The sequence below is a fragment of the Pseudoroseomonas cervicalis ATCC 49957 genome (genome assembly GCF_000164635.1).
Lineage (GTDB): Bacteria > Pseudomonadota > Alphaproteobacteria > Acetobacterales > Acetobacteraceae > Pseudoroseomonas > Pseudoroseomonas cervicalis.
Map to the genome: position 1 here is coordinate 141,355 of NZ_GG770780.1, position 11,513 is coordinate 152,867.

Consider the following 11,513-nt stretch of genomic DNA (forward strand, 5'->3'; position numbering starts at 1 on the left):
CCATCCCCGCCGTGCGCGCCGCGCTGCTGGACTGGCAGCGCGAGTTCGGCCGCCGCCATGGCGCGGTGCTGGATGGGCGCGACATCGGTACGGTGGTCTTCCCCGAGGCGCCGGTGAAGCTCTTCGTCACCGCCGGGGACGAGGAACGTGCCCGCCGCCGCTGGCTGGAATTGCGGGCGCGCGGCGTCGCGGCTGAGCCGGAGCAGGTGCTGGCCGAGCTCCGCGCCCGCGACGCCCAGGATGCCGGGCGCAGCGCCGCGCCGATGAAGCCGGCCGCGGATGCCGCGCTGCTCGACACCACGGCGCTGGATGCCGAGGCCGCCTTCCAGGCCGCCTGGGCCATCCTGCGGGCGAAGCTGCCCGGCTGAGGCCCGATCCCTCTTCGCGCCGCAGCATCAGGATTGTTGCGCGGATGGGGGGAATCTCCTTGACGATGGGCCGCCAACTGGCCTAGGCGAGTCCCCCATCTCTACCGCCGGTTGGCGGCGGGGAGTCCGGAGTCCGGTGGCGCGCCTCGGCGCAACGCCGCGCCCGGGCCGGAAAAGGCGGGCCGTCATCCGCCTGTCGCAACCTGGACCGAGCGGCGTCCCGCATCCCGAGGGAAGGGGCGTCCGGTCAAGCCGTGCCCGCGCGAGCGGGGGCGCAGGAATCCTCCCCGGGCGCCGCCTGGGGGCGGATCAGGAAAACTCTGCTTCATGGCTAATGCCAACAGCCCGTCCATGACCGAAGATTTCGCCGCCCTGCTCGACGAGACGCTGGGCGCCGACACCGGCTTCGCCGGTTCGGTCGTCACCGGCAAGGTGATCCGGGTCGATGACGATTTCGCGGTTGTGGATGTCGGGCTGAAGTCCGAGGGGCGCGTGCCCCTCAAGGAGTTCGCTCCCCAGGGTCAGAAGGCCGAGGTCAAGCCCGGCGACGTGATCGAGCTCTTCGTCGAGCGCTACGAGGACCGTGACGGCTCCATCGTGCTCTCGCGCGAGAAGGCCCGCCGCGAGGAAGCCTGGACCAACCTGGAGAAGGCGTTCAACGCGCAGCAGCGCGTCAACGGCGTCATCTTCGGCCGCGTCAAGGGTGGCTTCACCGTCGACCTCGGCGGCGCCGTGGCCTTCCTGCCCGGCTCCCAGGTCGATATCCGCCCGGTGCGCGATGTCGGGCCCCTGATGGGCAGCCCGCAGCCCTTCCAGATCCTGAAGATGGACCGCGCCCGCGGCAACATCGTGGTCTCGCGCCGCGCTGTGCTCGAGGAGACGCGCGCCGAGCAGCGCTCGGAGCTGATCCAGGGCCTGAAGGAAGGCATGATCCTCGACGGCGTGGTCAAGAACATCACCGACTACGGTGCGTTCGTCGACCTCGGCGGCGTGGACGGCCTGCTGCATGTCACCGACATCGCCTGGCGCCGCATCAACCACCCGTCCGAGGCCCTGACCATCGGTCAGCAGGTCCGCGTGCAGGTCATCCGCTTCAACTCCGAGACGCAGCGCATCTCGCTCGGCATGAAGCAGCTGATGTCCGACCCGTGGGAGGGCGTGTCCATCAAGTACCCGGTGGGCGCCAAGTTCTCGGGCCGCGTGACCAACATCACCGACTACGGCGCCTTCGTGGAGCTGGAGCCGGGCGTCGAGGGCCTGGTCCACGTCTCCGAGATGAGCTGGACCAAGAAGAACGTCCATCCGGGCAAGATCGTCGCCACTTCGCAGGAAGTCGACGTGATGATCCTGGACGTGGACGAGCCGAAGCGCCGCATCAGCCTCGGCCTGAAGCAGGCCCAGGGCAACCCCTGGGAGCTGTTCCTCGAGGCGCATGGCCCCGGCTCGATGGTCGAGGGCGAGATCCGCAACATCACCGAGTTCGGTCTGTTCGTGGGTCTGGCGCCCGAGATCGACGGCATGGTGCACATGTCCGACCTCTCCTGGGAGATCCCGGGCGAGCAGGCGATGGCCGCCTACAAGAAGGGCGACATCGTCAAGGCCAAGGTGCTGGATGTTGACGTCGAGAAGGAGCGCATCTCCCTCGGCATCAAGCAGCTCCAGGCCGACCCGGCCGCCGAGGTCCTCGACCGCGTCCGCAAGGGCGATGTCGTGACCTGCGTCGTCACCAAGGTCGAGCAGAACGGCATCGAGGTGAAGGTCGACGAGGTCCTGACGGGCTTCATCCGCCGCGCCGAGCTGGCCCGTGACCGTGGCGACCAGCGCCCCGACAAGTTCGCCATCGGCGAGAAGGTCGATGCGAAGGTGACCGCCGTCGACCGCGCCGCCCGCCGCCTGGCCCTGACCATCAAGGGCAAGGAAGTCGAGGAGGAGCGCGAGGCGATGAAGGAGTACGGCACCGCCGACTCCGGCGCCTCGCTGGGCGACATCCTGGGCGCGGCCATCCGCCGCCGCAACCAGATGGTCACCGAGGACTGATCTTTCGGGCTGCCGCCGTCTGGCGGGGAAGCGGGACGCTGCATCGCAGCGTTCCGCCAGCCGGGGGCGGGGCAGGCCGGATGAGACAGGGGGGAGGGCGAAAGCCCTCCCCTTTTTCGTGCCCGCCCCGCGCGCCCGGCCGTTCCGCTGCGCCTTCCCCTTGACCCCCCCTTGCCGCCCCCCCATTGATGCCGGCGATGAGCACGCCGCTGGAACAGGACCTGCTGGTCGACCGCCGCCGCCTGAAGCGGCGCCTGCTGTTCTGGCGGGTGCTGACGGTGGTCGCGGTGCTGGGCGCCGGCGCCCTGCTGGCCGGGCGCGGCCTGCCCGTCGCCGGCGGCCACCTCGCCCGGCTGACGGTCGAGGGCACCATCTCCGACGACCGCAAGCTGACCGAGGCGGTGCTGGAGGCGGCGCGCGACCCCGCCGTGCGCGGCATCCTGCTCTCCATCGACAGCCCCGGCGGCACCGTCGCGGGCGGCGAGGGGCTGCACGCCGCGCTGCGCCGCTTCCGCGACAGCGGCAAGCCGGTGGTCGCGGTGATGCGCGGCATGGGCGCCTCGGCCGCCTACATGATCGCCATGCCGGCGCAGCGCGTCTTCGCCCGCGACTCCACCCTCACCGGCTCGATCGGCGTCATCCTGCAGAGCTTCGAGGCCAGCCGGCTGCTGGACACGCTCGGCATCCGCGCCGAGATGCTGACCTCCGGCGCGCTGAAGGGCGAGCCCAACCCGTTCCGCCCGCTGACGCCCGAGGGCCGCGCCGCGCTGGAGGCGGTGCTGCGCGACCTGCACGAGCAGTTCGTCACCATCGTGGCCGAAGGCCGCAACCTGCCGCGCGAGCGCGTGGCCGAGCTGGCCGATGGCCGCATCTACACCGGCCGGCAGGCGCTGGAGCTGCGGCTGATCGACGCCATCGGCGGCGAGCCCGAGGCGCGCGCCTGGCTGGCGGCCGAGCAGGACATCCCGGCCAGCACGCCCGTGCGCGACCTGGACCCGCGCAGCGCGGCCGAGCGGGCGCTCGGCGTCTCGCTCCGCGCGCTGATGAAAAGCGTGGTTTCAGAATGGCTTGCGATTGACGGGGCGCGGGCCGTTTGGCAGCTTCGGCCATGACCGGGCCGGCCTTTTCCCCCATCCCCCGCATCCGGCAGGAGAGCGTCGCGGCATGACCAAGTCCGAGCTGATCGCCCAATTGGCCGCGGCCAACCCGCATCTGCGGCAACCGGATGTCGAGCTGATCGTCGGCACCATCTTCAACGAGATCACCGCCGCCCTGTCGCGCGGCGACCGGGTGGAGCTGCGCGGCTTCGGCGCCTTCTCGGCCAAGCAGCGCGACGCCCGCACCGGGCGCAACCCGCGCACCGGCGAGGCCGTCGAGGTCGCCGGCAAGGCGGTGCCCTATTTCAAGCCGGGCAAGGAGCTGCGCGAGCGCGTCAATGGCGGCCCGCTGCAGGATCCGAAGCGCGCCCCGCGCGGGACGGCCGTGGCATGATGCGCCTCATCGGGCTGATCCTCACCGCCATCCTGCTGCTGCTGCTGGTGCTGTTCGCCATCAGCAACACCGCGCCCGTTTCGCTGCTGCTCTGGCCCTTCGACCTGGCCTGGGAGGTGCCGCTGGCCGGCGCCGTGCTCGGCGCCGCCGCCATCGCCTTCCTGCTCGGCGCGCTGGTCGCCTGGGGCGGCGCCCTGCACTACCGCCGCCGCGCCCGCAAGATGCAGCGCGCCGCGCAACTGCTGGAGGCCGAGCTGGCCGAGCTGCGCGCGAAGGAGGAGGCCAGTTCGCCCTCCCCGGTGCCGCCGCTCGCCCCCGCCGGTGGGGGCACCGCCCTGGCCCGGGCCTCCTGATGCGCCGCAAGCCCAACCGGCCCGGCATCATTGCGGCCCTCGACACGCCGCGCCTCGCCCAGGCCGAATCCTGGGCCGGCGCCGTCGCGCCGCATGTCGGGCTGGTCAAGGTCGGGCTGGAACTGTTCTGCGCCGAGGGGCTGGCCGCCGTCCACCGCGTGGCGCGGCACCGGCCGGTCTTCCTCGACCTGAAGTTCCACGACATCCCGAACACCGTGGCCGGCGCCGTGCGCTCGGTCTGCGCGGCGAAGCCCGCGATGCTGACGCTGCATGCCGGCGGCGGCGCGGCCATGATCGAGGCCGCCCGCCGCGCCGCCGAGGAGTCTCTCGGTGAGGAGCGGCCAGCCATCCTGGCGGTGACCGTGCTGACCAGCTTCACCGCCGCCGGCCTGGCCGAGACCGGGGTGGCGGGTGGCCCGGCCCAGCAGGTGCTGCGCCTGGCGCGGCTGGCGCTGGAAGCCGGCGCCGACGGGCTGGTCTGCAGCCCGCAGGAGGTCTCCCGCCTGCGCGACGCCTTCGGCGACGCGCCGCTGCTGGTGGTGCCGGGCATCCGCCCCGCCGGCAGCGCGGTGGGCGACCAGGCGCGCATCGCGACACCGGAGGAGACCATCGCCGCCGGGGCCGACTGGCTGGTGATCGGCCGGCCGATCACCGCGGCCGCCGACCCTGGCGCCGCCGCCGCCGCCATCGCCGCCGGGCTGGTGGAGGCCTGAGCATGGCCGGCCGCGTCCAGGTCAAGGTCTGCGGCATCAACGATGCGGAGGCCTATGACGCGGCCAGCCGCGCCGGGGCCGACATGGTGGGCTTCGTCTTCTACCCGCCCTCGCCGCGCGGGGTGACGCCGGAACAGGCCGGCGCCCTGGCGGCGCGCGGCGGCACCGGGCGCCGGCCGCTCTGCGTCGGGCTGTTCGTCGACGCCAGCGACGAGGAGATCGCGGCGGCGCTGGAGCACGCGCCGCTCGGCCTGCTGCAGCTGCACGGGGAGGAAACGCCGGAACGCTGCGCCGCCCTCCGCGCCCGCTTCGGCCTGCCGGTGATGAAGGTGCTGGGCATCGCCACGGCGGCGGATTTCGCCCGGCTGGACGCCTATGCCCCGGTGGTGGACCGCTTCCTGCTGGACGCCAAGCCGCCGCCGGGCGCCAGCCTGCCGGGCGGCAACGCCGTCAGCTTCGACTGGGGCCTGCTGGCCGGGCGCGCCATCCCGCGCCCCTGGATGCTGGCCGGCGGGCTGACCCCGGTGAACGTCGCCGCCGCCATCCGCGCCACCGGGGCGCCGGCGGTCGATGCCTCCTCCGGGCTGGAGCGCACGCGCGGGGTGAAGGACCCGGTGCTGATCGCCAGCTTCGTCGCCCAGGCGCACGCGGCCGAGGCGGTGGGGTAAAAAAAGTCAGGGGGAATGAATTCCCCCTGGCCCCCTTCTTTTTTCTTTCGGGTAAAAGAGTCGTCCCGGGTGCCAAGGGCGGGCTGTCAGGCCCGGCAATGCGCCCATATGCCTGCGCGCGCACCACGACGCGCAGCCTGGAGGGATGAGTGAACAAGCCTCTGCCAAATTCTCTGCGTCAGGGCCCGGATGGGCGCGGTCGCTTCGGTCAGTTCGGCGGCCGCTTCGTCGCCGAAACGCTGATGCCCGTCATCCAGGAGGTCGAGCAGGCCTATAACGAGGCCCGCAACGACCCGGCCTTCATGGCGGAGTGGCGACGCTTGCTCAAAGACTATGTCGGCCGGCCCAGCCCGCTCTGGCTGTGCGAGCGGCTGACGGAACACCTCGGCGGCGCCAAGGTCTACTTCAAGCGCGAGGAGCTGAACCACACCGGCGCGCACAAGATCAACGCCGTGCTGGGCCAGATCATGCTGGCCAAGCGCATGGGCAAGCCGCGCATCATCGCCGAGACCGGGGCGGGCCAGCACGGCGTCGCCACCGCCACGGCCTGCGCGCTGTTCGGGCTGAAATGCGTCGTCTACATGGGCGCCACCGATGTCGAGCGGCAGCAGCCCAACGTCTTCCGCATGAAGCTGCTGGGGGCGGAGGTCGTGCCCGTCACCTCCGGCGCCGGCACGCTGAAGGATGCGATGAATGAGGGGCTGCGCGACTGGGTGGCCAATGTCTCGGACACCTATTACTGCATCGGCACCGTCGCCGGCCCGGCGCCCTTCCCGCAGATGGTGCGCGACTTCCAGTGCGTCATCGGCGAGGAGACGAAGCAGCAGATCCTGGCCGCCGAAGGCCGGCTGCCGGATGCGCTGGTCTGCGCCGTCGGCGGCGGTTCCTCGGCCATGGGGCTGTTCCACCCCTTCCTCGACGATGAGGAGGTGGCGATCTACGGCGTCGAGGCGGCCGGGCGCGGCCTGGAGAGCGGCGAGCACGCGGCGGCCATCGGCGGCGGCCGCCCCGGCGTGCTGCACGGCAACCGCACCTATCTGCTGCAGGACAATCACGGGCAGATCACCGAGGCGCATTCGATCTCGGCCGGGCTCGACTATCCCGGCATCGGCCCGGAGCATTCCTGGCTGCACGAGATCGGCCGCGTGACCTACGTCAGCGTCACCGACCAGGAGGCGCTGGAGGCGTTCCAGCTCTGCTCGCGGCTGGAGGGCATCATCCCGGCGCTGGAATCCGCCCACGGGCTGGCGCATGTCATGAAGCTCGCGCCGACGCTGGAGAAGGACAAGATCATCGTCCTGAACCTGTCCGGCCGGGGCGACAAGGACATCTTCACCGTGGCGAAGCACATGGGAGAGACGCTGTGAGCCGCATCGCCGCGCGCTTCGCGCAGCTCAAGGCCGAGGGGCGGGGCGCGCTGATGCCCTTCCTGGAGGCCTATGACCCCGACCCCGCCACCTCCATGGCCCTGCTGCGCGGCCTGCCGGGGGCGGGGGCGGATCTGATCGAGCTCGGCGTGCCCTTCACCGACCCGATGGCCGATGGCCCGACCGTGCAGATGGCCGGGCAGCGCGCGCTGAAGGCCGGCGGCACGCTGTGCGGGGCGCTCGCCATGGTGCGCGACTTCCGGCGCGAGGATGACGAGACCCCGGTGGTGCTGATGGGCTACTACAACCCCATCCTCTCCTACGGGGTGGAGCGCTTCTGCCTCGATGCCGGGGCCTCGGGCGTGGACGGGCTGATCATCGTCGACCTGCCGCCGGAGGAGGCCGACGAGGTCTCCGGCCCGGCGGCCGCCAACGGCCTCGACCTGATCCGCCTGATCGCCCCCACCACGGATGAGACGCGGCTGCCCAAGGTGCTCGAGGGCACCAGCGGCTTCATCTACTACGTGGCGATCACCGGCATCACCGGCACGCGCAGCGCCTCGCGCGAGGCGCTGGCCGCGGCCATCCCGAAGGTGCGGAAGTTCACCGACCTGCCGATCGCCATCGGCTTCGGCGTGCGCACGCCGCAGCAGGCGGCGGAGGCGGTGCAGGTGGCGGATGGCGCCGTGGTGGCCTCGGCGCTGATCGACACGCTGGCGAAGTCGCTGGACGAGCAGGGCCGGGCGCGGCCCGATACCGTGCGCAAGGTGCTCGACCAGGTGCGGGAGCTGGCCGAGGCGGTGCAGAACGCCCGGGTGACGGCTTAAGTATTTTAGCTATCTTCTTTTTCTGAAGAAAAAGAAGCAAAAAGACTTTATCCGTTGGCGTCCCGCTTATGGCCATAGGCGGGACGCCAAACTGAAAAAAGTTTTTTGGTTCTTTTTTCCAAAAAAAGAACCCTTACTTTAAGAATCCAGCCGGATTCCCAGCTCCCGGATCAGCGGCCGCCATTCGGCATTCTCCCGCGCCACGAAGTCGTTGAACTCCGAGGGCGACCAGGGCGCGCTCTCGATCCCCAGGCCGCGCATCCGCTCCTGCATGGAATCCGACGCCACGGCAGCGCGAAGTTCCGCGTTCAGGCGCTCGATCACCGTGGCCGGGGTGCCGGCAGGGGCGGACATGGCCTGCCAGCCGAAGGCGATGGCGCGGGCGATGCCGAGTTCCCCGGTGGTCGGCACGTCGGGCGCCTGGGCGGAGCGGGTTTCCGACATCACCAGCAGCCCGCGCGCCTTGTTGTCGCGCAGGAAGGGGATGCCGGTGGCGCAGTCGATCAGCACGCTGTCCACCGTGCCGGCCAGCAGGTCCTGCATGGCGGCGGGGCCGCCGCGATAGGGGACATGGGTGGCCTCGAAGCCGACGCGGCGCTTCAGCATCTCCATCGCCAGGTGGTGCGGCGAGGCGACGGCGGGCGAGCCATAGGTCGGCGCCTGGCGGCGGGAGGCGGCGACGTAGTCCTCGAAGCTGCGGATGGCGCTGTCCGGCCGCACCACCAGGAAAAGGGGGAAGCGGCCGATGAAGCCGACCCCCGTCAGGTCGCGATCCGGGTCATAGGGCAGCCGGCCATAGAGGGCGGGGTTGTAGACCAGGTTGCCATTGTCGGTGTGCAGCAGGGTGTAGCCATCGGGGGTGGCGCGGGCCACCGTCTCGCTGGCCAGCACGGCGCCGCCGCCGACGCGGTTCTCCACCACCATGTTCTGGCCGAGGCGCGGCCCGATCTGGGCGGCGACCAGCCGGGCGAAGGTGTCGCTCGGCCCGCCGGGGGGGTAGCCCACCACCCAGCGCAGCGGCCGCTCCGGCCAGGGGGCCTGGGCGCGGGCGGCGCCCGCCCCGGCGGCGGCACCCAGCAGACCCAGCGAAAGCGCGCGTCGACCCAGCAGCATGTCCGGCCTCTTCCTTCCTCGGGCAGCGACCGGCGCGGGGAGGGCCGGTGTGCGCCGCATCATGCGGCGTCCGGCCTCAGCGCGCCAGCAGCCAGACCCAGATCGGCAGGGTCAGCATGGCGGCGACATGCTGGGTGGTGATCATCGCGGCCATCAGCGGCGCGTCGCCGCCCATGGCGCGGGCCTGGACATAGGCGGTGGAGGCGGTGGGCTGCGCCATGAACAGGATGGCGATGGAGGCGGCCAGCGGCTCCAGCCCCAGCAGCCGCGCCAGCAGCACGGCGATGGCGGGCATGACGAACAGCTTCAGCCCGCCGGTCAGCGCCTGGGTCAGCGGCTGCGCCCGCATGGCGCCCGGCGTCAGCGCCGCGCCGACGCAGAGCAGCCCGACCGCGAGCGAGCCCTGGGCCAGCCCGCGCAGCAGCCCGTTCAGCCCCGGCGGCGGGCCACCCAGCAGCGCCAGCAGCAGCCCGGCGGCGCAGGCCAGGATCAGCGGGTTGGTGGCGATCTGCTTCAGCACCCGCAGCGGGTCGGGGCGGGTCTGGCCGCCCAGGGCGAAGGCGATGGTGATGATCACCTGCACGCAGGGCACGATCAGCCCGGTGGCGATGCCGCCGAAGGCGATGCCCGGCGCGCCATGCACCGCGCCGGCGACGGCGAAGGCCAGCAGGTTGTTGTAGCGGATGCCGCCCTGCAGGATGGAGGTGGTGGTGGCATGCCCGTGCCGCAGCGCGCGGGCCAGGGCGAAGGACAGCGCGGTGCCGATCAGCAGCGTGCCCCAGATGGTGGCGGCCAGGCTGCCGAGTGGCAGCCGCGCCAGATCCACAGCCCCGATCGAGGAGACCAGCAGCGCCGGCAGCAGGATGGTGAAGACCAGCTTCTCCATCCCCGCCCAGATGGCGACGTCGGGCAGCAGCTTGCGGCGCAGCACGGCGCCAAGGGCGATCATGCCGAAGGTCGCCACGAAGGCGTCGAGCCACGGGCCCATGCGCCGCTCCCCGGCCGGCCGGCGGCCTTACTTCGCGCCGACCAGCGCCTTCAGGTCGGCCTGCGGGCGGGCGCCGAAATGGCTGATGCACTCGGCCGCGGCGACCGAGCCCCAGCGGCCGCATTCGGCCAGGGCATGGCCCTTGGTCAGCGCCGCCAGGAAGCCGGCGGCATAGGCGTCGCCGGCGCCGGTGGTGTCGACGACCTTGGTCGGCTCGGCGGCGATCTCGATGGTCTGGTCGCCGGCGATGATGACGCTGCCCTTCTCCGAGCGGGTCAGCGCGGCCAGCCCCACCTCCTGCCGCACCGCCTGCATCGCCGTCTCGAAGCTGTCGGCCTCGTAGAGGCTGATGATCTCGTCCTCATTGGCGAAGAGGATGTCGACCTGGCGGGCGACCAAAGCGCGGAAGGCGTCGCGGTGGCGGCCGACGCAGAACGGGTCGGAGAGCGAGAGCGAGACCTGCCGCCCCGCCTGGTGCGCCACGGCGGCGGCGCGGCGGAAGGCGGCCTGCGCCGCCGGCGGGTCGAACAGGTAGCCCTCCATGTAGGTGACCGCGGCGGAGGCGATCATCGCCTCGTCCAGGTCGTCCTCGCCGAAGGTCACGCAGGCGCCGAGATAGGTGTTCATGGTGCGCTGGCCGTCCGGCGTCACCAGGATCAGGCAGCGCGCGGTCGGCGCGCCGCCGCTGAGCGGGGCGGTGGGGAAGGTGACGCCGGCGGCACGGATGTCGTGCGCGAAGGCCTGGCCCAGCGTGTCCTCGGCCACCTTGCCGAGATAGGCGACGCGGGCGCCGAGCGTCGCGGCGACGGCGCAGGTGTTGCCGGCGGAGCCGCCGCTGCTCTCGATGCCGGGGCCCATGGCGGCGTAGATCGCCTCGGCCCGGTCGGTGTCGATCAGCGCCATGCTGCCCTTCACCATGCCCTGCGCGGCCAGGAAGGCGTCCTCGGCGCGCGCCTGCACGTCGAGAATGGCATTGCCGATGCCCAGGATGTCGAAGGTGGTGGCCGTCATGGCGCGCTGCCCCTGCTGTGTGGATGCGGCGCCGCGCACGCCCAGCGCGCCGCCCCCGCCGGGCGGCGATAGCAGCCGCGCGGCCGGCTTCATAGATGGGGGGCGGCGCTCACATTCGGCGGCGCGGTGGTTGCGGTGGCGCGATGAAGCGGGGCGCGCGGCGTGGCGGGGCAAGGCTTTCGATCGAATCGCGCATCACGCGAAAGACGCAGGAAAATGAAGCATTCCCTGCCACCCCCCGTTGTCCGGCGGGGGGCGCGCGTGATAGCCCCGCACAGATGCGCGCCGAGGGTTCGGCAAAATAGCGCCAGGCTTCACCACACGTCCGTGCAGAGGGGGCACCATGTCCATCTTCCGCCGCCGCGAAGAGCCCACACCGCCCGCGTCCGCGCCGGGAGGGACACAGGACCAGGCCGCGCCCACCACCGTTCCGGTGGCGCGCGACCCGGATCTCGCCGTTCCCCCCTTCCGCCCCGCGCCCAGCAAGGAGGCCGCCGCCATGTCCCTGCCGCCGAAGCCCAGCCAGCCGCCCGCCGGCGTCGGCGTGCCGCCGCGGCCGCCGGTGAATGCCGGCGCC

Annotated in this window: 12 protein-coding genes; 9 read left to right on the forward strand and 3 right to left on the reverse strand. The window is 72.0% G+C overall.

Annotation, left to right across the window (positions count from 1 at the left end; all coding sequences use genetic code 11):
• The 9 genes from HMPREF0731_RS14065 to trpA all read left to right on the forward strand — a co-directional run.
• Positions 1-368: (d)CMP kinase (locus HMPREF0731_RS14065; protein WP_007004821.1), on the forward strand; the 368-nt coding region annotated here is incomplete at its 5' end.
• A gap of 327 nt (positions 369-695) precedes the next feature.
• Entirely contained in the window at positions 696-2,405 is a 1,710-nt protein-coding gene (gene rpsA / locus HMPREF0731_RS14070) for a 30S ribosomal protein S1 (protein ID WP_007004822.1), read from the forward strand.
• A 197-nt stretch (positions 2,406-2,602) separates the two neighbouring features.
• Entirely contained in the window at positions 2,603-3,517 is a 915-nt protein-coding gene (sppA, locus tag HMPREF0731_RS14075; RefSeq protein WP_040613363.1) for a signal peptide peptidase SppA, read from the forward strand.
• 52 nt (positions 3,518-3,569) lie between these two features.
• The gene (gene ihfB / locus HMPREF0731_RS14080) at positions 3,570-3,896 is read left to right on the forward strand and encodes an integration host factor subunit beta (protein ID WP_007004824.1); all 327 of its coding nucleotides are present in this window, start codon (positions 3,570-3,572) and stop codon (positions 3,894-3,896) included.
• Positions 3,893-4,249: a lipopolysaccharide assembly protein LapA domain-containing protein gene (locus tag HMPREF0731_RS14085; RefSeq protein WP_007004825.1), complete on the forward strand. Its 357-nt coding sequence runs from the start codon at positions 3,893-3,895 to the stop codon at positions 4,247-4,249. The genes ihfB and HMPREF0731_RS14085 overlap by 4 nt, the downstream gene beginning before the upstream one ends.
• Positions 4,249-4,962, forward strand: coding sequence for an orotidine-5'-phosphate decarboxylase (gene pyrF / locus HMPREF0731_RS14090; RefSeq protein ID WP_007004826.1), 714 nt, complete (start codon positions 4,249-4,251; stop codon positions 4,960-4,962). The genes HMPREF0731_RS14085 and pyrF overlap by 1 nt, the downstream gene beginning before the upstream one ends.
• A gap of 2 nt (positions 4,963-4,964) precedes the next feature.
• Positions 4,965-5,630, forward strand: a complete 666-nt coding sequence (locus HMPREF0731_RS14095) for a phosphoribosylanthranilate isomerase (protein WP_007004827.1) — start codon at positions 4,965-4,967, stop codon at positions 5,628-5,630.
• A 149-nt stretch (positions 5,631-5,779) separates the two neighbouring features.
• Positions 5,780-6,997, forward strand: a complete 1,218-nt coding sequence (gene trpB / locus HMPREF0731_RS14100; RefSeq protein WP_007004828.1) for a tryptophan synthase subunit beta — start codon at positions 5,780-5,782, stop codon at positions 6,995-6,997.
• Positions 6,994-7,824 (forward strand): tryptophan synthase subunit alpha, encoded by an 831-nt coding sequence (trpA, locus tag HMPREF0731_RS14105; protein ID WP_007004829.1) that lies wholly within the window; start codon positions 6,994-6,996, stop codon positions 7,822-7,824. The genes trpB and trpA overlap by 4 nt, the downstream gene beginning before the upstream one ends.
• A gap of 138 nt (positions 7,825-7,962) precedes the next feature.
• Here trpA and HMPREF0731_RS14110 read toward each other — a convergent pair whose 3' ends face one another.
• The 3 genes from HMPREF0731_RS14110 to HMPREF0731_RS14120 form a co-directional block, all read right to left on the reverse strand.
• Entirely contained in the window at positions 7,963-8,937 is a 975-nt protein-coding gene (locus HMPREF0731_RS14110) for a Bug family tripartite tricarboxylate transporter substrate binding protein (protein WP_007004830.1), read from the reverse strand.
• 76 nt (positions 8,938-9,013) lie between these two features.
• A complete protein-coding gene (locus tag HMPREF0731_RS14115) occupies positions 9,014-9,925 on the reverse strand; it encodes an AEC family transporter (protein ID WP_007004831.1) in 912 nt (303 codons plus the stop codon).
• A gap of 27 nt (positions 9,926-9,952) precedes the next feature.
• Complete coding sequence (locus HMPREF0731_RS14120) at positions 9,953-10,936, reverse strand: adenosine kinase (protein ID WP_040613460.1); 984 nt, start codon at positions 10,934-10,936, stop codon at positions 9,953-9,955.
• Positions 10,937-11,513: the final 577 nt, after the last annotated feature.

Coding starts and splice junctions, on each gene's coding strand:
- HMPREF0731_RS14110 (WP_007004830.1), bottom strand. CDS start 8,937: ATGCTGCTGGGTCGACGCGCGCTTTCGCTGGGTCTGCTGGGTGCCGCC.
- HMPREF0731_RS14095 (WP_007004827.1), top strand. CDS start 4,965: ATGGCCGGCCGCGTCCAGGTCAAGGTCTGCGGCATCAACGATGCGGAG.
- ihfB (WP_007004824.1), top strand. CDS start 3,570: ATGACCAAGTCCGAGCTGATCGCCCAATTGGCCGCGGCCAACCCGCAT.
- HMPREF0731_RS14085 (WP_007004825.1), top strand. CDS start 3,893: ATGATGCGCCTCATCGGGCTGATCCTCACCGCCATCCTGCTGCTGCTG.
- HMPREF0731_RS14115 (WP_007004831.1), bottom strand. CDS start 9,925: ATGGGCCCGTGGCTCGACGCCTTCGTGGCGACCTTCGGCATGATCGCC.
- HMPREF0731_RS14120 (WP_040613460.1), bottom strand. CDS start 10,936: ATGACGGCCACCACCTTCGACATCCTGGGCATCGGCAATGCCATTCTC.
- pyrF (WP_007004826.1), top strand. CDS start 4,249: ATGCGCCGCAAGCCCAACCGGCCCGGCATCATTGCGGCCCTCGACACG.
- sppA (WP_040613363.1), top strand. CDS start 2,603: ATGAGCACGCCGCTGGAACAGGACCTGCTGGTCGACCGCCGCCGCCTG.
- rpsA (WP_007004822.1), top strand. CDS start 696: ATGGCTAATGCCAACAGCCCGTCCATGACCGAAGATTTCGCCGCCCTG.